This is a genomic window from Halorussus ruber (assembly GCF_004765785.1).
GTDB lineage: Archaea > Halobacteriota > Halobacteria > Halobacteriales > Haladaptataceae > Halorussus > Halorussus ruber.
Genome location: NZ_SBIT01000006.1, coordinates 358,988 through 378,420, shown reverse-complemented (window position 1 = coordinate 378,420; position 19,433 = coordinate 358,988). Strand labels below are relative to the sequence as shown.

Genomic DNA, 19,433 nt, shown 5'->3' with positions numbered 1-19,433 from the left:
TGACGACAGGCAGTAGTTAAATATTCGTCACGAGCGTTCTACGAAGAGCGAACCATGAAGCGCGCACTTCTGGTCGGCCTCCTCGTCCTCGGGTGGGTCGGCAGCGCGGTCCCCGCGTCGTCCACGACTGCATCGGTTTCGTCACCGTCGATTGCTCCAGCGCAGGAGAACGCAACTACCGACTCCGACGCGACCGACCTCCCGCCGGGCGTGAACGAATCCGGAATCACGGACCCGCTGGCGCTCGTCGAGGCCCACCAGCGGACGCTCGAAAACGTCTCCTACACGCTCTCGACGAGCATGACGTATCGTCGGCCGAACGGCACGCTGGTCGGGCAGGGCTACACCGTCACGCAGGTCGCACCCGGCGCGAACTCGTACTACGCGGTCAGTACGCAGACAGTCGAAAACGACACCCGCTGGTTCGTCGGCGAACGGTACGACCTCGCGGTCTGGGCGAACGAGACCGACTCGGTGTCCGCTCGGAAAGTCCCGGACGAGGAGACGACGTATCACTGGACGAGTCGGGAGCGAGCGGGCTTCGAGCCGACCTCGCAGTGGGAACTCCTCTACGCCGCGTTCGGGGACGGAGGCGGCGAGGTCGTCGGCCAGGTCGAGCGCGACGGGACGACGCTGACCAAAATCGTCTCGACGCCCTCGGACGAGGAGACGCCGGTCAGATTACAGTACACGTTCACGGTGCTGGTGGACTCGCAGGGCGTCGTCCACTCGATGCAGACGCTCCATCGAACGATATTCGAGGACCGGCCGGTCGTCGTCAGTCGGACGATTCAGGTCTCGGAGATGGGGAACACGACCGTCGAGCGCCCGGCGTGGTATCAGCGGGCGGTGGAAAACAAGACGACGAGTGAGGGCGGGAGGACGTGAGGGGTAGAGTTACGCCGAAACCTTCTCACCCACAGACTCAACAATCGAATCCGCGTCGTACTCGTCGTCTTCCTTGTCGAAAAGCTGTTCACCGTCTGCACGCACCTCGAACACGCCGCTATCTCCGGTCACGAGCGCCACCGAATCCAGTCGTTCGCCGTACTCGCTGAGGAGCGCGTGCTGAAGGTCCTGTGCCCGGTCGAGCATCCCGCAGGGGACGCAGTATTCGATTTCGACGTCCGTCATGTTCGTTCGCACGTAAGAATCGAACGCACTTAAAAGCGGATGCGTGGGCAAACGAGACTGAAAAGCAGCGGACGCGGCGCGAGGAAAGCAACCTAATCCGTTATCAAACATTCCTATACACGAGCTTAAGAAACGTAACTATTGCTCAACCCGACGACACCTCACTCGTCGGCCAACCGATACGTGTCCACGTCCCCACCCGTGCCAGTATCGCGGTCGCTCGCGGTCTCGACCGCGTCCGTCGCCAACTCCTCGGCGTCGGCCAGACTGATTCCCTCGTCCTTGCTCTCCAGCACGCCAAGCGCCACCTGCGCGCCGGACCCGAAGACCATCGCGTCGTCGCTCAGGATGCTTCCGTCGCTGCCGATGCCCCGCACGTCGGCCGCGCCGTCGTCGCGCCCCGCGACGATGGCCTCGACGCCCTCCTCGGCGGCGATGTCGCTGGCGACGTTGGCGAGGCGCGTGAGGTCCATCGCTTCGTCCTCCTCGGTTTCGTAGGACCCGACCTCGGAATCGAGTCGTCGCTCGAACTCGTCGATGCCGCCCGAGTCGCCGACCGCGGCCGCGCCGACTTCGCCGAGGTCGAAGACGTGGCGCTTCTCCTCGCTCTGGACGGTTCCGCCGCGAGTGAGCAGTCTGTCGCCCGCGATGACAGCGCCGCCGTCCGCTCGGATTCCCACGATTGTTGCCATGTTTCAGGGGACGGCGGCCGCGGGGAAGTGCGTTGTTGCCGACTACGCGCTGGACTGGTCTCTTGCTTTGTTATGGTTACAGATTTGATTGTTAGAGTCGGTAGCTGGAAGGCGAAAGCCCGGTTGAAGCTAGCTACTCCCGAAGCCTCGGCGTCACCGCGACAGCCCCGCACCGCAACCGCAAACCTCGAACCTCCCCAACCGCCTGCGTTGCTCACTACGTTGTCTCCAGAAATCGGAGATTTCTGGGATGACGAAAATCTCCGATTTTCGAACCACGCCACTCGTCCCTCGCGCGGTTTGGCGCGGTCACGAGAGACCGCGCCAGCACGCGCCGGGAAGTGAAATCGTCTTCACGCTTCGGACGAAGTTACGTCTCGCGGAACCTGACACCCTCTCTACCGCTAACCCACCACTCATTAGCCCGGCGTGCGAGTCACCGGCATGGACGTAGACCGCGAGCGACTCCGCGAGGACATCGAGGAGAACGCCGAGTTCGGGCGAATCGAGACAGATTCGGGCCGGGGCCGGACGGTCCTGACCGGAACCGAGGCCAACCGCGAGGCGCGCGAGCACCTGGTGGAGCGACTCGAAGACGCCGGTCTCGACGTGCGAATCGACGCCGTGGGTAACGTCGCGGGCCGGTGGACTCCCGAGAGCGCGGACCCGGAGGCCGCCCCAGTCGCGGCCGGGAGCCACCTCGACTCGGTGCCGGAGGGCGGCATCTTCGACGGTCCGCTCGGGGTCTACGCGGCGCTCGAAGCCGTCCGGGCGATGCAGGACGCCGGGGTCGAGCCGACGCGCCCGGTCGAAGTCGTCTCGTTCACCGAGGAGGAAGGCCAGCGGTTCGCCTCGGGGCTGCTCGGCTCCTCGGTCGCGGTCGGCGAGCGCACCGTCGAGGAGGCACTCGCGCTCGAAGCCGACGATGGCACGACGCTCGGCGAGGCACTCGAAGCGATGGGCTTCCGGGGCGAGGGACTCCTCGACGCGGGCGAGTGGGACGGCTGGCTCGAACTCCACGTCGAGCAGAGCGAGCGCCTCGAAAGCGCCGACGTCCCGGTCGGCGTCGTGACCGCGATTACCGGCATCACCCACTGCGAGGCTACCGTCCGCGGCGAGGCCAACCACGCCGGAGCGACCCCGATGGACGACCGGACCGACGCGCTCGCCGCGGCCAGCGAGTTCGTCCTCGACGTGGAGCGGGCCGCGAACGAGGTCGTCGCGGAATCCAGCGACACCGCGGTCGGGACCGTGGGGAGCTTCGACGTGCGACCGAACGCGACCAACGTCGTCCCCGGCGCGGTCGAGATGGGCGTCGATGTTCGGGACGTGGAGTACGACTCGATGGAGACCGTCGTCTCGCGCGCCAGAGAGAGTCTCGACCGTCTCGAAGGCGAGCGTGGGGTCGAGACGGAGTTTGCCCGGCCCTTCGACCTCGAACCGACGCCGATGAGCGACCGGGTGCGCCAATCAGCCCACGACGCTGGCGAACGGGCCGGAATCGAGACGATGGACCTCCACTCAGGCGCGGCCCACGACACGATGCACGTCGCCGAGAAGACCGACGCCGGACTCCTGTTCGCGCCCTCCCGCGACGGAATTTCGCACAACCCGAAGGAGTGGACCGACTGGGACGACTGCGCGACCGCGACGAGGGTGCTGGCCGGTGCGCTGGCCGACCTCGGCGGTGCTTAGATCGACCGCGTGAGCCGTACCGACTCGCAGTCGGGATTCACCCCGTCGACTGTCGCGGCCGGAAATCGCTCGTCGGCGTCGAATCCCTTCGAACGGTAGAACCCGAGCGCGTCCTCGTGGTCGGCGAAGACGAACGTGTGCTGTTCGGTGACGCCAGACTCGCTCTGGCGCTCGGTGAGGGCCGAAAGGAGCCGAGAACCGACTCCGTCGCCCCGTCGTTCGGGGGAGACGTAGAGACCCGAGACCTCACCGATATCGGTCTCAGACCGGACGTCGCAGATTGCACCGACGACTCTCTCGTCAGTGCTCGAATCACTGTCCTCAAGTGCGACCAACCACGTATCGTCTACGTCACTCCTGACCTGTTCGGCGATGCGTTCCGGACGATAGAACGTACGAATGTTGGCCTCGACGTATCTGGACGGGAGTACATCGGCGTAAGCGTCACGCCATCCGGCGGTACAGACCCGGCAGATACCCTCCGCGTGGACGGTTTCGGCGACTTCGACGGAGACCATAGCTCAGAAGTGTCCGGAAGACGGAATATACGTGGCGGTTCCGTCGGCTGACCTCGGACCGCCGCTCGCGTCGTTCGTCAGGTTCTCGTCGTCCGTCCAGTTCGGATCACACTCGTAAGTCCAACTTAACTGACCGCTCGAACGGCCGTAATCTACGTATCCGAGCGTTACGAGCGAAAACGCGGCGAAACGGTCGCTTTCGTTTATTCGTCGGGACGCCGAGTATCTGCCCGGAGAATGACACGAAACGCGACGTTCGGAGCGCTCGTTTTCGCGGTACTGCTGGTCACGACCGGCCTGTCAGGAGCGGTCGGCGCGGCACCCGCCGGAAGTAGCGCGAGCGCGGCGACCTCGCCCGCACCGCTCGCGCAGGAGACCACGACGACGCAGAGCAACGAGACGGCTAACGAGTCGGCGAACGTCACCTTCGACGACCAGTCGGTCGAAAACTCGTCGCTCGTCGTCAGCGAGGCCAACCTCTCGGCGGGCGGCTACGTCGTCGTCTTCGCCCAGAACGGGACCGTCCTCGGCAACACCTCGTACCTCGAACCCGGGACCCACGAGAACCTCACCGTGAACCTCACGACCCCGCTGAGTCGCTCGCAGGTCGTCATCGCGGCCCCGCACCTCGACACCAACGACAACCAGACGTTCGACTTCAACGCCACGCAGGCCCAGCAGGCCGGTGCGGAGAACGCCACCGACCGACCGTACTTGCAGGCCAACGGCCTGCCGGTCAGTTCGGTCGCGTTCGTGACGGTCGGCAACGAGTCGCGCCGGAGTACCACCACGGCGAGCAGAGTCGCACCGACCGAGTAACCAGTATTAACTTTTCTCGCGCGCGAATCCGACTCCATGGAGCTACTGCCCGAGGAGACCCAGCGATTCGTCCGCGCGATGGTTCCCGACCGCGACGACACCTTGGCGGAGATGGAAGCCCACGGCGAGGACATCGGCTTCCCCACGGTCGGGCCGGAAGTCGGAGCCTTCCTGCGACTCGCGGCCCGGATGGTCGATGCCGAGCGAATCTTCGAGTTCGGGTCCGGGTTCGGTTACTCGGCCTACTGGTTCGCCGAGGCGCTGCCCGAGGAGGGCGAAATCGTGTTGACCGAGTACGACGGCGACGAACTCGACGAGGCCCGCGAGTATCTGGCCGAGGGCGGATACGCCGACCGAGCGGTCTTCGAGGAGGGCGACGCCCTCGAAACCGTCCAACGCCACGACGGCCCCTTCGACGTGGTGCTGGTGGACTGCCATAAGTCGGGTTACCCCGACGCCTTCGACGCGGTGCGCGAGAAAGTCGCAGATGGCGGCGTCGTCGTCGCCGACAACGCGATGCAGAGCAGCGCGCAGGACTTCGAGACGATTCTGGAGATTCTGGAGGGCGGCAAAGCCGACGTCGTGGACGAGGACACCCGCGGCATCGCCGACTACCTCGTGGCGGTCCGCGACGACCCGGACTTCGAGACATCGGCGATTCCGCTCGGACAGGGCATCGCGGTGAGCTTCCGGAAGTGAAGGGATACGCAGTTAGAAGTATCTAATTCATTGTTTCACATCGCAAATTATTGCTTAGAAATTGAAAGACAGTTCCTGCTGACCGCCTCGGCGGTTCCGCCGAGGCGGTCAGCAGACGTGCCCGCCGCCGTCCACCCAGACGGTCTCGCCGGTCACGTAGGAGGCCTCGTCGCTCGCCAGAAAGAGGTACGCGCCCGCCAACTCCTCGGGGTCGGCGGCCCGAAGCGGCAGGTCCGGCGTCTCGCCCTCGGGTTCCATCTCCTCGGCCTCTTCGGACCAGCCCTCCCGAATCTCGGTGGCGACCGGGCCGGGCGCGACGGCGTTGACCCGAACCCCGTCCTGTGCGAGTTCGAGCGCCGCGCTCCGGGTTATCATTCGAATCGCGCCCTTGGTCGCGGCGTAGTGGCTGTGGTCCCACGCCGCCCGGCCCTGCGTGTCCGAGGAGGTGTTGACCACGACGCCCGGTTCGCCCCGGTCTAGCATGTCGTTGGCGGCGATTTGCGTGCCGAAGAACGTGCCGCGGGCGTTGACCGCCTGCACCTCCTCGAACTCCTCGGGCGTCACGTCTCGGAAGCGCCGCTTGGTGTAGACTCCGGCGTTGTTCACCATCACGTCCACGCCGCCGAGTTCGCGGGCGGCCTCGATTACGGCGCGAATCTGGTCGGGGTCGGACACGTCGGTCTCGACGTACTCGGCCTCGCCGCCCGAATTGCGGATTCTCTCGTGGGTCGGCGCGGCCTCGCCCTCGGCTTTCGGCTCCTCGCGCACGTCGGCGTTGACGACGGTCGCGCCCGCCGCTCCGAACGCCAGCGCGACTGCTCGACCGATACCGGCGCTCGCGCCGGTGACGACGACCGTCGAGTCCGAAAAGTCTGGATTCAGGTTCGCCATGCCCGACCGTCGTCCGCCGGGCGGTTGTAGGTTCCGACGAATCGCTCCCCGCCGGTCGCCCGGCTGACCGGCTTACGCCAACCAGTCCACGACCCACGCGATGACGCCGAGCGTGATGAGACCGATGCCGAGGGCCGAGGTCGCTGGCTCGGGGAAGAGGAACAGCGCGACACCGACCACGAGGAGCGTGCCGATGAGGCCCACGTCCCACCAACTATCCTCAGAGTCGTCAGTCCCCGTCCCACTCGCGGTGTCGTACTTCCCGGCAGTTTCGGCCTCGCCGCGGTCCTCCTCGGCGGTCGCGTCCACGGCGTCGCCCGCTGGCCAGATGCCCCACCCGGAGGGGTAGAGCGAACTGCCGACGCCCGACGGGAAGAAGGTGTCGTCGGTGGCCTCCTCCCCGGCGTACTGGTCGCGCGCGGGTTCGTCCCCGTGGACCTCCTTGTACGTGTCGTCGTACTCGTCGTCGGTGTACGGGTCGTCCGCCATGTTCGGGAATTGGGTTCTGAGGCGGTTATGGGCTGTGGCCAAACCTGCTAAAGTTGAGGCGCGGTTATGACTCATTGAATTTAGAAAAATATATAGGGAATAAATATGAAAAGCCAATCATGTTCAATAAAAAGAATATATTATTTTACGCAGGGTTCTTTTTGATGACCTTGTCTGGTATTATAAGCTTTCTTTTAGATATGCCCGTTCTCCTCTCATTATTATCCTTTTTTGTAGGTGTGGTATCGCTTGCAGGTGGTGAAAAAGAAAGAAAGCAATTAACAAGAAAAGAAGAACGTGTCGCAACATATGAAAGGATTCTGGCTGAAATTCTCGGAGAGAAAGAAAACCTTGAGGAAGACTTGAAACAGGTTAAAAAGAAAAATAAAGAGGTGCAGTTAGAGAAGCAACAAAAGAGCCAACGATTTAGTAACTTAAAGCGGTTTCTCGAACGAAAAGGGATTGATCCTGCCTATATTGTTGAAGAGTATGGTGAATCGCTCAAAGCTCCACTTTTAGTACTCACACATTTCAATTCTCCAAAGCACAACTCTGAGAAGGATGCTGAGTTCATTCATGATAATCTTGACAAACTTGGGTCTCAATCCCTCCAAGGTGCTACTAGGGTGATTCCACCAAGAAGTATTGACCAAGATATTGAATCTAAATCGGAGTTAGAAAGTTGGTTTGAGAGCGAGATATTAGGTGGTAGAAAAGATCTAAATTACAGGCTAGAGCTTTTGTCTCTTGTAAGTCTAAGTGAAGTATTTGGAAGAGACGAGTCTCGTGAAGACACGGACGGCTTTGGTTCAGAGATAATCAACAATATATTCGAAGAAGATCCTGTAATCAAAACAAAGGATCTTGCTCATCTTCTTGATGAAACTGACCGATTCTCTTTAAAAGATGAATTGAGGAAAAATATAGTCCTCCTGTCTATACCGTATGCTTCCGAAAAACAACTAGAAGAAATAATCCGGAATCAGACGAAAATCCAAAACGAGATAGGAGACACGATACAAATCTCAAACACAAATGTTGATAAAATTGAAGAAACACTTTCGGACTTTAATGTCAGCAATGCAGACAAGCTATCAAAAGGAATTCGAGAAGAAGCTAATCAAGCGAAAGCGATACTAGAATCGTTGGAATAATATTACCGCCGACTGCCGGGTTGGGGGTCCACGTGCGGCTTCGCCAGCAGGTCCTCGAATCGCCGGTCGTCCAGCCATTCCAGCAGCATCGCCAACTGCTCGCTGGCGGCGTCGAACAACTGTTTCCCCTTCTCCGGGGTGGCGTCGGTCTGGTCGCCGAGGACGCCGTTCTCGGTGTTGTCGATGGAGTCGTAGAAGTTGCGCGCGCCGTGAATATACGCCTCGTCGCTGTTGGCCCAGTCCACGAGGCCGCCGTCGCGGGCCTCCTCCAGTTTGTCGGGCTTGACGTTCTCGGGGTCGAGGTGCATCATCATCGCGGTCTCCTTCGGCCCGCCGTGGGGACCGTTGGTCTCGAAGAGGTCGTCCACGAGGTCCGGAATCGACTCGTCCCACATCCACTCGACGGCGTAGGCGACTTCGTCCTCGCGCAGGCGACGACCGACTTCGCGGAGGTGGGTCTGGTTGCCGCCGTGAGCGTTGACGAAGACGATGCGGTCGATGCCGTGGTACGAGAGGTTGCGGGCGAAGCTCTCGACGTAGTCGCGGAACTCCGGCGGGTCGGCCCACATCGTTCCGTGGAACTGCTTGTGGTGGACGCTGACGCCCACGTTCACGGTCGGCGTGCAGAGGTAGCCCGTCCGGTCGGCGGCCTCGCGGGCCAACCCCTCCGCAATCGTGTGGTCGGTCGAGAGCGGGAGGTGCGGTCCGTGCTGTTCGGTCGAGCCGAGAGGAACGACTGCCAGCGACTCCTCGGCGACGTAGTCCGCGAGGTCCGGCCACGTCTGGTCGGCGAGGTACATACCGGTAGGCGGGCGGCGAGCGAGTAAAGTTCTTCCCCGCGAAAGTGCGTCAAAAGCTATCACTCCTCACGAGGAGGTTACCTCGACGTAACCACGTTTCACCGGCGTTAGCAAACGTATAATTCGGTCGCGCTCTACGCTTGGAACACGATGTCTGACTGTCTCGACGACGACGCGCCACCGAGCGCGAAACTGGTAGTGAAGGTCCTCGAATACAGCGACGACGCCCTGACACAGCAGCAAATCAGCGACCGGACGCGACTCTCGCCCCGAACCGTCCGGAGTTCCATCAAGCGACTCAAAGAACAGGACGTCATCGAGGAGCGCGTCTACATCCCCGACGCTCGCAAGCAACTCTACATCCTCAGCGACTCGGTGGAGGAGTGTCTGGGTGCTGGCGAGGCCGCGGTCGAGAGCGCCGAGGCGGTCTGAACCTGCGTCCTCTCAGTTCGAAACAACTTCCTTCTCGCCGTGAGTCGATGGCCCCGTGACCGAGTACGACAAACTCGTCCGCGACGGGATTCCCGAGAGTATCCGCGAGAGCGGCGAGACGCCCGAAACCCACGTCGCAGACGGCGAGGAGTACCGCCGACGGCTCCGCGAAAAACTCTGCGAGGAGGCCGCGGAGTTCCGCGACGCGGGCGACCCCGAGGAACTCGCCGACGTGCTGGAAGTCCTCGCCGCGATTCGGGAGGCCGAGGACCTCGATGGCGCGGAACTCGAAACGCTCCGCGAGGAGAAGGCCGACGAGCGCGGCGGGTTCGCGGAGGGAATCGTTCTAGAGCGCGTGGAGTGAGCCATCGAAACGCATCCCGGGGCCGTTGATTCAAATAGCTAGACTAGAAATATTAGTTCCTTAACTAGAAACAGTCGTGTGCCGTCCCATGACACGTGATAACACAACCATCGACCGGCGTTCGCTCCTGAAGAAAACTGCCGCCGCGAGTGTGGCGACCGGACTCGCCGCGGGAAGTGCTACAGCAAGCGACGCGGACGAACTGGGCCGCCCCGCCGAACGAGGAGAGGCCGAGCGATTACTCGGGACTCACGGTAGCGACCTGCTAACGCTCCTCGCCAACGAGGGCGTCCTCGACGCTGGCACCATCACGGAGTTGGCGACCGACCGTGCGGCGTCGCCGCAAGCGCCGCTCCGCGGCGAATCTGGTGCTGCGTTCGTGGAGAGTGGAGCCAACCCCGCCAGACTCGTCGTCGTGACGGAAGTTACCGACGGGATGCTCACGGTTTCAGTCGAACCCGAAACCGGCGAGTCGTACGCGCTCCTCGACGACGGCGAGTCCGTGACCGTCTTCAACCCCGAAGTCGGCGTCCTCGGCGAGGACGCGACCACGCAGACGGACCACTGCACTCAGTACACCTGCACGACCGGTGACGGGTCGTGCTACGCGTCGAGTACGGTGACGTACGACGGCGACCGCGTGGCGACGCGGGCGTCGTGTTGCTCGTACTACAAGTGTACCGACCCGTAGCGCGCCTGCCACCCCTGAGAAATATTTTTAATTTTTTAGACAACGAAATCGATTTTCTAAAGTGGCTATACGATTGTTCGTCTCAGTCGTCCGTCGACGGATACTCCCGCTCCAAGTCCACGTCGGCCAGCAAGTCGTCGCCCTCCGCCTCGTGCGTCCCGACCGGCGGGCGATTGACCTCGGCCGCGGGCGACCCCTCCACGTCGGTTTCGCCCTCAATTTCGCTCATCTCGCCGTCGGCGTCTCTCGCGTCTTGGTCGATGCGCATCGAGCAGAACTCGACGCCGCACATCGAGCAGAATCTGGCCTCCTTGTAGTTGTCGCCGGGGAGCGTCTGGTCGTGGTACTCTCTGGCGCGCTCGGGGTCCAGCGCGAGGTCGAACTGCCGTCGCCAGTCGAACTCGTAGCGCGCTTCCGAGAGCGCGTCGTCCCAGTCGCGGGCACCCTCTCGGCCGTTCGCCACGTCGGCGGCGTGGGCCGCGATGCGGTAGGCTGCGAGGCCGTCACGCACGTCCTCGGCGTCCGGCAATCCGAGGTGTTCCTTCGGCGTGACGTAGCAGAGCATCGCGGCCCCGGCGCGGGCGGCCTCCGTCGCGCCGATGGCGCTGGTGATGTGGTCGTACCCCGGCGCGACGTCGGTCACGAGCGGTCCGAGGACGTAGAACGGCGCGCCGTCGCAGACCTCCTGCTGGCGCTCGACTTGCCCCGCGATTTGGTCCATCGGGACGTGTCCCGGCCCTTCGACCATGACCTGCACGCCGTGGTCCCACGCGATGCGGGTCAACTCGCCGAGCGTGTCCAACTCCGCGAACTGGGCGTCGTCGCCCGCGTCGGCGAGGCATCCGGGCCGGAGGCCGTCGCCGAGGCTGAAGGTCACGTCGTACTCGGCGAAAATCTCGCAGATTTCCTCGAACTTGGCGTAGAGGGGGTTCTGCATCCCCTTGTCCTCCATCCACTGGGCCAGAATCGACCCGCCGCGCGAGACGATGCCGGTCTTCCGACCGTCGGTCAGCGGCAGGTGTTCCAGCAGGACTCCGGCGTGGATGGTCTGGTAGTCCACACCTTGCTCGGCCTGCTTCTCGATGACTTCCAACAGGAGTTCGTGGGTGATGTCCGCGACGCTCTCGGCTCGCTTGACGGCTTCGTAGATTGGGACCGTGCCGACCGGGACCGGCGAGTGGGAGACGTTGGCCTCCCGAATCCGGTCCAAATCGCCCCCCGTGCTGAGGTCCATCACGGTGTCCGCGCCGTAGTGGACCGCGGTGTGGAGTTTCTCCAGTTCCTCCTCGACGCCGCTGGCCTCGTCGCTGTTGCCGATGTTGGCGTTGACCTTCGTCCCGAACTCCCGACCGATAATCATCGGGTCGAGGCTGTCGTGTTCGACGTTCGCCGGAATCACGGCCTGTCCCTCGGCGACCTGCTGGCGGACGAACTCCGCGTCGACCTGTTCGCGCTCGGCGACTCGCTCCATCTCCGCTGTAACCGTGCCCTCGCGGGCGGCCTGACGTTGCGTCTGCATTCAACCACTAGGTTATACCACCAGATAATAAAAGCCGCGGGTGGCCGCACGGTAGCGGATTCGCCGCCTGTCGAGTCCCGAACTGATATACCACTCTCCCGTCAAACACCACGCGATGAACACTTGGAAGCGCAGAACCGCCTACTACATCACCACGCTGGTCGTGGTGCTGTTCGGGTACGCGCTCCTCTACGACTACGGCATGGCCGCCTACGAAGGCCACTCTCAGCCGTTCTATCAGTCGGTTCAGGTCGTCGTGGAGACGTTCACGACCACGGGATACGGGTCGGACGCGCCGTGGGCGACGCCGCAGATGAACTTCCTCGTCATACTCATGGACCTGACCGGGGTCGTACTCATCTTCATGGCGCTGCCGGTCTTCGTCGTCCCGCTGTTCGAGGACGCGCTCTCAACCACGCTTCCGACCACCGCCGAGGAGCTATCCGACCACGTCGTCATCTGCACCTACTCGCCGCGGGCCGAGACGCTCATCTCCGAGTTGGACTCGTGGGACGTCGAGTACGTCATCGTGGAACCCGACCGCGAGACCGCGATGGACCTCTACGAGTCGGGCTACTCGGTCGTCCACGGCGACCCCGAGTCGGTCGAGACGCTGGAGGGGGTCAACCTCGGGGACGCGAAAGCCCTCGTCGCCGACGCGAGTGACGAAGTGGACGTGAGCATCGTCCTGACCGCCCACGAGGCCGCCGACGACGTGCGGGTCGTCAGCGTGGTCGAGGAGCCGGAGCTGGCGACGTACCACGAACTCGCTGGCGTGGACAGGGTCCTCTCTCCTCGGCGACTCGTCGGCGAGAGTCTGGCCGACAAGGTGACCACCGCCGTCTCGACCGAACTCGACGGCGCGGTCGAAATCGGCGAGGACTTCGAAATCGCCGAGTTGCCGGTCCAGCGCGGGAGCGAACTCGTCGGGCGCACGCTGGCAGAGAGCGGCATCCGCGAGCGGTCCGGCGCGAACGTCATCGGCGCGTGGATTCGCGGCGAGTTCGAGACCCCGCCCTCGCCCGACATGGAACTCGGAGCCGGGACGGTCCTGCTGGTCGCGGGCAGACAGACCCAACTCGAACGACTGAAGGAACTCACCCGGTCGCAGGCCCATCGGCCCGGTCGCGGCACAGTCCTCGTGGTCGGCCACGGCGAGGTCGGTTCGACCGTCACCGACGCGCTGGCCCGGGCCAACGTCCCTTACACCACGGTGGACATCGAGGACAAACCCGGCGTGGACGTGATAGGCGACACCACCAACCCCGAGACCCTACAGGAGGCGGGCATCGAGCAGGCCCGGACCGTCGTCCTCACCGTCGCCGACGACACCCTGACCGGGTTCGGAACGCTGGTCGCGCGCGACCTCAACCCCGACATCGAGGTGCTCGCGCGGGCCGAGGAGACCGAGAACGTCCAGAAAATCTACCGAGCGGGCGCTGACTACGTGCTGGCGCTGGCGACCGTCTCCGGCCGGATGCTGGCCTCCACTATCCTCGAACAGGAGGAGGTCATCTCGATGGACAAGCAGGTCGAAATCGTCCGGACGACCGCGCCCGAACTCACCGGACAGAGCCTCGCGGAGGCCGACGTTCGGGCGCGGACCGGCTGCACCGTGGTCGCAATCGAGCGCAACGGCGACGTGCTGACCGAGGTCGGCCCGGACGTCCGGTTCCAGCGCGGCGACGACGTCATCGTCGCGGGCACCGACGAGGGCGTCAACCGGTTCACCACGCTGGCGAACTAGCGACTTCGACAACATTCTGAGTTTCTAAACAATCGTAGAGAGCTGTCTAAGGGATGTTTTCGATTCGGTACGAGTCGAGATTGCGAGATACTCGTAGACACGTCAATTAATTCTGGTCCGGAGTATTCACAACCAAGGAATCGGCGTCGATACCCCGGGCTAGGCTCTCTTTATCCCCGCGCAATCTCCCACTACCGTCACAAGATACTTATCGAAATTCGCCGAAGTTCCTCCGAACGCCCGCAGGACCGTTCGAGAGAAGCGGAGAAAGCGGTCGGAGAACGCGATTAGAGAACGCGAATGCGGGAGGGGAGATGGGGGAAATCATGACACGAACACGCACGAGTGTACTCCTGACAGCTCTGCTCGTCGTCAGCGCGGCGACGGCGGGACTGTCGGGTGCTGTGGTGTCGAGTAGTAAAACGACGAATCAGGCCCAAGACGGAGGTCTCGCGGACGTGCCCGTCGATTCCGACGAAGTATTCTGGCAGGGGCAGTTCCTGCAATTCAGCGCCGGGGAGGGCAACGCCAGCGAGGTCTGGTCGATACGGAGGGTCGAAGACGGCGAAATCGGCGGCCTCGCCACCGAGGTCTTGCTCGACGGCACCGGATCAGCGGTGTTCGCCACTGGGAACTTGGACGGCCAGTATGTCGTCGTCAACGAGAACGACCAACCGGTCGTCATCGAGAACGGGACGGTCGAATCGACCGGAACCGTAGACGAGGCGAGCTTCGAAATCGCCAACCAGACGCTCGACGCCACCTTCACGGACACGGTGGTCCGCAACGACGACAGTCCGAACGCGCGGACCGACCTCCGCGTCCAGTCGAACCGGGCGGGCTACAACGTCTTCCTTACCTCGGACGAACTGAGCAACTCGGAACTCGCCGAGGTGTTCACCGCAGTCGAGGTCCGAGGAGATCGAGCGGTCGTGACGCGGCCGATTAGCGGCGACGAAGTCCTCGACGCCAACTTCACGGGCGTCGAGGCGGGGACGTACAACTTCACGGTGGTTACCCGAGACGGGACCGCAACGGACGACGCCACCATCACCGTGAGCGAACCGGTCGAGGGGTCTGCCTCGCTGGAGAACGCGACCGTGACCGAACAGCGCGGTGACGTGGTTCGATTCAACGTCTCGTTCGACGAGACCGACCAGGCGACCGTCGCAATCGGGTCCCAGCAGGTCGGCTACCGCTCGCAGTTCACCGTCAACGACGCCAACGGCGACGGCGTGGCGACAGTTGTCCTCGACACCTACCGGGCGGGAATTTCGCCCGACTCGCCGGGGATTTCGGCGACCGGTGAGGACAACGTCACCAACGTCCGACTCGATACCGACCCGATTCCGGGCCGACTCGACGCGGCCACCTATCCCATTGAGGTGTTCGTCGGCGCAACCCGGACCGACGTCGGGTCCGTCCTCCTGAACGAGCGCTCGACCGGCGGCATCCAGATGTGGACCGCGCCGGACCGCGAAAACGTCGGGAGCGCCGCGCGGCTGGCGGAAGTTGCGAGCCAAGACAGCGACATCGCGTATCAGGACTGGGCCGTCGTGCAGGTGCAGGCTTCGGGGCTGTACGCCTACGTCCAGAGCGTGTCGGACCTCAACAACAACACGACCGGCCTGTCGATGACGCTCACCCGGCAGGGCGAGCTTAACGTGCCGTCCCGAGAGGTGTCGCTCGACCAGGCCAACCTCGTCGTCGACGAGGAGGGCGACCAGTTCTTCGTCGTGTTCGACACGAACACGCTGGACCGGGACACGAACTACACCGCGAACTTCACGATTTCGGACGCGAACCCCTACGTCGAGGCCGGAAACGGGGCCTCGCTCACGACCAACTTCTCGGTGGTCGAGCGCAACGTCTCCTTCGACCGACCGATAAACGTCTCGGCGGGCGAGGCCACCATCTCGGGCACCAGCACGCTCGCCCCGGGGACTGAACTCAACGTCGAAATCGCTAACACCGGGCGGAATCCCTTCCTCCGGCGCTCGACCGCGACCGTCCAAGGGGACGGAACGTGGGAGACCTCGTTCGACCTCTCGGAAGTGCCGGAAGGAACCAACTTCAGCGTCTCGATAACTGACCCCGCGGTCAGCGCGACCGGCACGGTCGCTGGCGGCGCGGCGGGCGGTGACCAGCAGGCAGGCGGCCAAGAGACGACCGCGGCAGAGGGCGACCAGACCACGACCGCAGCGGGCGACGCTGGCGGTGAGACGACCACGGCCGCAGGCGAGACTGGCGAAGAAACGACGACTGCGGCCGAGGAGACGACGATGGCCGAAGCGACCACGACAGCAGAAGAGACGACGGAGGCCGCTGGCGACGCGACGCCGACCGAGACGACCACGACGATAGAGGCGTCCGCACCGGCCCCCGGATTCGGGCCGATTACGCTGCTGGCCGGATTCGCGGTCCTGCTGGCGGCGGGCGCGTTCGTCGCTCGGCGGCGCTGAACGCTCCGAATCGCGTTTTTCTCGCGGTGTTCGACTTTTTTCGCGGCTTTCGACTCGCCGACGGGCGGTTACCTCCTCGAAACCGACTGTGCCGAGACTCACCAAACGGTCTTGTTCGCTCGCGCCGAACCGACTGGTATGAGTGAGAGTACCATGGCCAGTCAGATTTACGAGTGCGACGACTGCGGGTCGGTCGAGTTCGAGGAGCGCGATTCGGCGGACGCCTCGGGGTCGTCGTGTTGCGGCGGGACGATGCAGCGAGTCGAGGCGACCCCGGTCGAACACCCGGACCTCGCGGTGGTCCTCCGAGAGGTGTTCGGCATCTCCGAGACGGGGTTGAAGGTCTGTCTCTGCCTGATGGAGGACGGCGAATCGACCGCCGCGGACATCGGCGAGCGCCTCGACATCGACCGGAGTACCGTGGGGCGACAGTTGAACCACCTGACGAACATCGGCGTGTTGGACAAGCGCCAGCGACTCCTCAAGGGCGGCGGGTACGTCAACGTCTACTCGCCGGTCCCGGTCGAGGAGGTCCGCAAGCGACTCACCGTGGGACTGTACGCTTGGATGGAGGAGGCCCTCGACATCGTAGCGCACGTCAACCGCGAGAAACTGGACGCGCTGGCCCGCGCCGACGGGGAGGGACCGGGCGGCGAAGACGCAGACGGCGAGCCCAGCATCTACTGGGACGAATAGCGTTTTGAATCGCCGGTTCGAAGCCCCGGCCATGAACGTCAGGCAAGTCGTCCCGCGGGACGCGATTCCGAGCGTGGACGACCCGGAGTTCGGCGCGGAGTACTTCGGCGACCCCGACGACGAGGTCATCGTCGTAGAGCGAGCGGAGCAAAACGCCAGAGCCTACCCGGTCCGCGTCCTGAACTACCACGAAATCGTCAACGACGAGTTCGGCGGCGAGCCGATCGCTGTGACGTGGTGCCCGCTCTGCGGGAGCGCGGTGGTCTACGACCGGGAAGTGGACGGTCTCGTGCTGTCTTTCGGCGTTTCGGGCAAACTCGCGGACGACGACCTCGTGATGTACGACCGCGAGACCGACTCGGAGTGGAAGCAGTCGCTCGGTGAGGCCATCGCGGGCGAGTTGGCAGGCGAGACGCTCGCAGTTCGCTCCTCGGCCGTGACGACCTACGAGCGATTCCGCGAGGAGCATCCCGACGGCGCGGTCCTCCAGCGCCCCGGCGGCGAGAGCGAGGCCAGCGGGCCGGGCGACGAACCGGAACCCATCGACTACGACGACGCCCCCTACGCCGACTACTTCGAGAGCGAGGGCTTCGGTCTGGGTGCCCACCGCGGCGAGGGCGGACGGGAGTGGGACCGCGAGGACTTGGACCCCAAGACGGTCGTGCTGGGCGTTGAAGCGAAAGGCGAGCGTTCGGCGCTCGGGTTCCCGCTCCCCCGCGTCGAGGAGTCGGGCGGTGTCGCCGAGGCAGAAATCGGCGGGCGCGAAATCGTCGTCTTCGCCACGCCCGAGGGCATCCACGCCTTCGAGAATCCGGGCTACGAGTTCGAGCAGGCGGGTGACGGAGGGAGCGAGGAGAGCGCCGACGGGCGATTCCGGGCCGACGGCGCGACGTGGGACGGTTCGACCGGCGAGAGCGACGACGGCAGAACGCTGGAGCGCGTGGCCGCACGGCGACTGTTCGCCTTCGCGTGGCAGGACGACCACGGCGAAGGCGCGTTCTGGTCGGCGGAGGGTTAGTCCTCGACGCACTCAGCAGGTGACCGCGTCCGCGAGTTCCCGCAGTTCGCCGCCCAGACTGATGAGCAATAATTTGTTTTACTTAGAACATATATTTCTATTTTTGACACCACTACGTATTGTTATTGACGTATGCGTAACCGGCCCTTACCCAGTTCTAACCCGCGTTTCGGACTGAACGCACGACCTGTTTTTTGCTAACACGCGACGACCATCCGGCATGACCACCACCGCAGACATCGCCGACTTCGCGCTCGGCCTCGATTTCGCGGACCTGAGCGACGACACCGTCGAGGAGTTGAAAAAGCGCATTCTGGACTCGATCGGCATCGCCGTCGCGGCGATGGACGAAGAACCCGTGGGCGTCGTCGGCGACACCGTGGCCGAGTTCGGCGGCGAGGGATGCACGCTCTGGGGCGGCAGTTCGCCCGACGCGGAACCCGCCCCGGCGACCTCCTCGCCGCCCGACGCGACGATGTACAACACGACGCTCGTCCGCTACCTCGACTACATGGACTCGTTTCTCGCGCCGGGCGAGACTCCTCACCCGAGCGACAACGTCGCGGGAATCGTCGCCTGCGGGGAGTACGCCGAGGCGTCGGGGCAAGACCTGATCACGGCGGTCGGCGTGGCCTACGAGGTGCAGGCCGCGCTGGCGTGGAACGCCCCGGTCCGCGACCGCGGCTGGGACCACGTCACCCACACCGTCATTTCCGCTGCTACCGGGGCCGGGACGATTCTGGGCTTAGACCGCGAGGAGTTGCGGTCGGCCATCGGTATCGCTGGCACCGCCCACAACGCCCTCCGCGTGACCAGAACGGAGGGCATCTCGGAGTGGAAGGGCATCGCGTCGGCCAACGCCGCCAGAAACGCGGTCTACTCGGCCTTCCTCGCCAAGCACGGCATGGACGGCCCGACGAACCTCTTCGAGGGCCAGAAGGGCTGGAAGCAGATCGTCTCCGGCCAGTTCGAGGCCGACTTCTCGCCCGCCGAGCGCGTCCACGACGTGATGACCAAGAAGTACGTCGCCGAGACCTACGCCCAGTCGGCGGTCGAGGGCATCATCGAACTCGCCGAGCGCGAGGAGATAGCCCCCGAGTCGGTCGCGCGAATCCACCTCGACACCTTCGCTGGCGCGAAACTCATCATCGGCGGCGGCGAGGGGTCGCGCTACGAGGTCGAGACCAAGGCGCAGGCCGACCACTCGCTGCCCTACATGCTCGCCGTCTCGCTCATCGACCGCGAGATGGGCAACGACCAGTACGACCCCGAGCGCATCCGGAGCGACGACGTACAGGACCTCCTCCGGAAGGTGGAAGTCGAGGAGAACCCGGACCTCACCGAGAGATTCGAGAATGGCGAGATGCCCGCCCACGTCACGGTCGAGACGAACGACGGGACGGTCTACCGAATCGAGAAGGACCACTTCGAGGGCCACCCCAACGACTCGATGTCGTGGGACGAAATCGAGCGCAAGTTCCACGAGACCGCCGGAGAGCGCTACGACGAGGAGCGCCGCGACCAGATTATCGACACCGTGCTTCAGTTGGAAGACAGGGAGGTCGCGGATTTAGTGGAACTGCTGGATTAGGAACTATTTCACTTTCACTCTG

At 63.9% G+C, this 19,433-nt stretch carries 20 protein-coding genes; 13 read left to right on the top strand and 7 right to left on the bottom strand.

Going from position 1 to position 19,433, the window contains the following annotated elements:
- Positions 1 to 54: 54 nt before the first annotated feature.
- Positions 55 to 888 carry a hypothetical protein gene (locus EPL01_RS11220; protein ID WP_135825349.1) on the top strand — a complete coding sequence of 278 codons (834 nt, stop codon included), beginning with the start codon at positions 55 to 57 and terminating at the stop codon, positions 886 to 888.
- A 9-nt stretch (positions 889 to 897) separates the two neighbouring features.
- Here EPL01_RS11220 and EPL01_RS11215 read toward each other — a convergent pair whose 3' ends face one another.
- Positions 898 to 1,134 carry an Rdx family protein gene (locus tag EPL01_RS11215; RefSeq protein WP_135825348.1) on the bottom strand — a complete coding sequence of 79 codons (237 nt, stop codon included), beginning with the start codon at positions 1,132 to 1,134 and terminating at the stop codon, positions 898 to 900.
- Between the two features lie 161 nt (positions 1,135 to 1,295).
- Positions 1,296 to 1,826, bottom strand: coding sequence for a 20S proteasome subunit A/B (locus tag EPL01_RS11210; protein ID WP_135825347.1), 531 nt, complete (start codon positions 1,824 to 1,826; stop codon positions 1,296 to 1,298).
- A 444-nt stretch (positions 1,827 to 2,270) separates the two neighbouring features.
- Here EPL01_RS11210 and EPL01_RS11205 point away from each other — a divergent pair, with 444 nt between their 5' ends.
- Positions 2,271 to 3,521: a M20 family metallo-hydrolase gene (locus EPL01_RS11205; RefSeq protein ID WP_135825346.1), complete on the top strand. Its 1,251-nt coding sequence runs from the start codon at positions 2,271 to 2,273 to the stop codon at positions 3,519 to 3,521.
- On the opposite strand, the gene EPL01_RS11200 is transcribed toward EPL01_RS11205, so the two are convergent.
- Positions 3,518 to 4,039 carry a GNAT family N-acetyltransferase gene (locus EPL01_RS11200; protein ID WP_135825345.1) on the bottom strand — a complete coding sequence of 174 codons (522 nt, stop codon included), beginning with the start codon at positions 4,037 to 4,039 and terminating at the stop codon, positions 3,518 to 3,520. The genes EPL01_RS11205 and EPL01_RS11200 overlap by 4 nt on opposite strands.
- Before the next feature lie 237 nt (positions 4,040 to 4,276).
- On the opposite strand from EPL01_RS11200, the gene EPL01_RS11195 reads away from it, so the two are divergent.
- Complete coding sequence (locus EPL01_RS11195) at positions 4,277 to 4,858, top strand: DUF7282 domain-containing protein (protein WP_135825344.1); 582 nt, start codon at positions 4,277 to 4,279, stop codon at positions 4,856 to 4,858.
- Between the two features lie 36 nt (positions 4,859 to 4,894).
- Complete coding sequence (locus EPL01_RS11190; RefSeq protein ID WP_135825343.1) at positions 4,895 to 5,557, top strand: O-methyltransferase; 663 nt, start codon at positions 4,895 to 4,897, stop codon at positions 5,555 to 5,557.
- 108 nt (positions 5,558 to 5,665) lie between these two features.
- Here EPL01_RS11190 and EPL01_RS11185 read toward each other — a convergent pair whose 3' ends face one another.
- Both EPL01_RS11185 and EPL01_RS11180 read right to left on the bottom strand, forming a co-directional pair.
- Positions 5,666 to 6,448 carry an SDR family NAD(P)-dependent oxidoreductase gene (locus EPL01_RS11185; RefSeq protein WP_135825342.1) on the bottom strand — a complete coding sequence of 261 codons (783 nt, stop codon included), beginning with the start codon at positions 6,446 to 6,448 and terminating at the stop codon, positions 5,666 to 5,668.
- A gap of 72 nt (positions 6,449 to 6,520) precedes the next feature.
- Positions 6,521 to 6,937 (bottom strand): hypothetical protein, encoded by a 417-nt coding sequence (locus EPL01_RS11180; protein ID WP_135825341.1) that lies wholly within the window; start codon positions 6,935 to 6,937, stop codon positions 6,521 to 6,523.
- A 119-nt stretch (positions 6,938 to 7,056) separates the two neighbouring features.
- On the opposite strand from EPL01_RS11180, the gene EPL01_RS11175 reads away from it, so the two are divergent.
- A complete protein-coding gene (locus EPL01_RS11175) occupies positions 7,057 to 8,091 on the top strand; it encodes a hypothetical protein (protein ID WP_135825340.1) in 1,035 nt (344 codons plus the stop codon).
- 2 nt (positions 8,092 to 8,093) lie between these two features.
- On the opposite strand, the gene EPL01_RS11170 is transcribed toward EPL01_RS11175, so the two are convergent.
- Positions 8,094 to 8,891, bottom strand: a complete 798-nt coding sequence (locus EPL01_RS11170) for a creatininase family protein (RefSeq protein WP_135825339.1) — start codon at positions 8,889 to 8,891, stop codon at positions 8,094 to 8,096.
- A gap of 150 nt (positions 8,892 to 9,041) precedes the next feature.
- Here EPL01_RS11170 and EPL01_RS11165 point away from each other — a divergent pair, with 150 nt between their 5' ends.
- The 3 genes from EPL01_RS11165 to EPL01_RS11155 all read left to right on the top strand — a co-directional run bounded on the left by EPL01_RS11165 (position 9,042) and on the right by EPL01_RS11155 (position 10,378).
- A complete protein-coding gene (locus EPL01_RS11165; RefSeq protein ID WP_135825338.1) occupies positions 9,042 to 9,323 on the top strand; it encodes a winged helix-turn-helix domain-containing protein in 282 nt (93 codons plus the stop codon).
- A 55-nt stretch (positions 9,324 to 9,378) separates the two neighbouring features.
- Positions 9,379 to 9,687 carry a nucleoside triphosphate pyrophosphohydrolase gene (locus tag EPL01_RS11160; protein WP_135825337.1) on the top strand — a complete coding sequence of 103 codons (309 nt, stop codon included), beginning with the start codon at positions 9,379 to 9,381 and terminating at the stop codon, positions 9,685 to 9,687.
- An 88-nt stretch (positions 9,688 to 9,775) separates the two neighbouring features.
- Positions 9,776 to 10,378 carry a hypothetical protein gene (locus EPL01_RS11155; protein WP_135825336.1) on the top strand — a complete coding sequence of 201 codons (603 nt, stop codon included), beginning with the start codon at positions 9,776 to 9,778 and terminating at the stop codon, positions 10,376 to 10,378.
- 82 nt (positions 10,379 to 10,460) lie between these two features.
- On the opposite strand, the gene thiC is transcribed toward EPL01_RS11155, so the two are convergent.
- The gene (gene thiC, locus EPL01_RS11150; protein ID WP_135825335.1) at positions 10,461 to 11,897 is read right to left on the bottom strand and encodes a phosphomethylpyrimidine synthase ThiC; all 1,437 of its coding nucleotides are present in this window, start codon (positions 11,895 to 11,897) and stop codon (positions 10,461 to 10,463) included.
- A gap of 115 nt (positions 11,898 to 12,012) precedes the next feature.
- On the opposite strand from thiC, the gene EPL01_RS11145 reads away from it, so the two are divergent.
- The 5 genes from EPL01_RS11145 to EPL01_RS11125 all read left to right on the top strand — a co-directional run bounded on the left by EPL01_RS11145 (position 12,013) and on the right by EPL01_RS11125 (position 19,411).
- Positions 12,013 to 13,644, top strand: coding sequence for a potassium channel family protein (locus EPL01_RS11145; protein WP_135825334.1), 1,632 nt, complete (start codon positions 12,013 to 12,015; stop codon positions 13,642 to 13,644).
- A gap of 326 nt (positions 13,645 to 13,970) precedes the next feature.
- Positions 13,971 to 16,106: a DUF7827 domain-containing protein gene (locus EPL01_RS11140; protein WP_135825333.1), complete on the top strand. Its 2,136-nt coding sequence runs from the start codon at positions 13,971 to 13,973 to the stop codon at positions 16,104 to 16,106.
- 138 nt (positions 16,107 to 16,244) lie between these two features.
- Positions 16,245 to 16,802 carry a helix-turn-helix domain-containing protein gene (locus EPL01_RS11135; protein ID WP_135825332.1) on the top strand — a complete coding sequence of 186 codons (558 nt, stop codon included), beginning with the start codon at positions 16,245 to 16,247 and terminating at the stop codon, positions 16,800 to 16,802.
- 31 nt (positions 16,803 to 16,833) lie between these two features.
- Positions 16,834 to 17,820, top strand: a complete 987-nt coding sequence (locus tag EPL01_RS11130; RefSeq protein WP_135825331.1) for a DUF3179 domain-containing protein — start codon at positions 16,834 to 16,836, stop codon at positions 17,818 to 17,820.
- Positions 17,821 to 18,040: 220 nt separating this feature from the next.
- Positions 18,041 to 19,411, top strand: a complete 1,371-nt coding sequence (locus EPL01_RS11125; protein WP_135825330.1) for an MmgE/PrpD family protein — start codon at positions 18,041 to 18,043, stop codon at positions 19,409 to 19,411.
- Positions 19,412 to 19,433: the final 22 nt, after the last annotated feature.

Excerpts from the sequence above, each read along its gene's own strand:
- EPL01_RS11220 (WP_135825349.1), top strand. The coding sequence starts at position 55 with ATGAAGCGCGCACTTCTGGTCGGCCTCCTCGTCCTCGGGTGGGTCGGC.
- EPL01_RS11215 (WP_135825348.1), bottom strand. The coding sequence starts at position 1,134 with ATGACGGACGTCGAAATCGAATACTGCGTCCCCTGCGGGATGCTCGAC.
- EPL01_RS11210 (WP_135825347.1), bottom strand. The coding sequence starts at position 1,826 with ATGGCAACAATCGTGGGAATCCGAGCGGACGGCGGCGCTGTCATCGCG.
- EPL01_RS11205 (WP_135825346.1), top strand. The coding sequence starts at position 2,271 with ATGGACGTAGACCGCGAGCGACTCCGCGAGGACATCGAGGAGAACGCC.
- EPL01_RS11200 (WP_135825345.1), bottom strand. The coding sequence starts at position 4,039 with ATGGTCTCCGTCGAAGTCGCCGAAACCGTCCACGCGGAGGGTATCTGC.
- EPL01_RS11195 (WP_135825344.1), top strand. The coding sequence starts at position 4,277 with ATGACACGAAACGCGACGTTCGGAGCGCTCGTTTTCGCGGTACTGCTG.
- EPL01_RS11190 (WP_135825343.1), top strand. The coding sequence starts at position 4,895 with ATGGAGCTACTGCCCGAGGAGACCCAGCGATTCGTCCGCGCGATGGTT.
- EPL01_RS11185 (WP_135825342.1), bottom strand. The coding sequence starts at position 6,448 with ATGGCGAACCTGAATCCAGACTTTTCGGACTCGACGGTCGTCGTCACC.
- EPL01_RS11180 (WP_135825341.1), bottom strand. The coding sequence starts at position 6,937 with ATGGCGGACGACCCGTACACCGACGACGAGTACGACGACACGTACAAG.
- EPL01_RS11175 (WP_135825340.1), top strand. The coding sequence starts at position 7,057 with ATGTTCAATAAAAAGAATATATTATTTTACGCAGGGTTCTTTTTGATG.
- EPL01_RS11170 (WP_135825339.1), bottom strand. The coding sequence starts at position 8,891 with ATGTACCTCGCCGACCAGACGTGGCCGGACCTCGCGGACTACGTCGCC.
- EPL01_RS11165 (WP_135825338.1), top strand. The coding sequence starts at position 9,042 with ATGTCTGACTGTCTCGACGACGACGCGCCACCGAGCGCGAAACTGGTA.
- EPL01_RS11155 (WP_135825336.1), top strand. The coding sequence starts at position 9,776 with ATGACACGTGATAACACAACCATCGACCGGCGTTCGCTCCTGAAGAAA.
- thiC (WP_135825335.1), bottom strand. The coding sequence starts at position 11,897 with ATGCAGACGCAACGTCAGGCCGCCCGCGAGGGCACGGTTACAGCGGAG.
- EPL01_RS11145 (WP_135825334.1), top strand. The coding sequence starts at position 12,013 with ATGAACACTTGGAAGCGCAGAACCGCCTACTACATCACCACGCTGGTC.
- EPL01_RS11140 (WP_135825333.1), top strand. The coding sequence starts at position 13,971 with ATGACACGAACACGCACGAGTGTACTCCTGACAGCTCTGCTCGTCGTC.
- EPL01_RS11135 (WP_135825332.1), top strand. The coding sequence starts at position 16,245 with ATGAGTGAGAGTACCATGGCCAGTCAGATTTACGAGTGCGACGACTGC.
- EPL01_RS11130 (WP_135825331.1), top strand. The coding sequence starts at position 16,834 with ATGAACGTCAGGCAAGTCGTCCCGCGGGACGCGATTCCGAGCGTGGAC.
- EPL01_RS11125 (WP_135825330.1), top strand. The coding sequence starts at position 18,041 with ATGACCACCACCGCAGACATCGCCGACTTCGCGCTCGGCCTCGATTTC.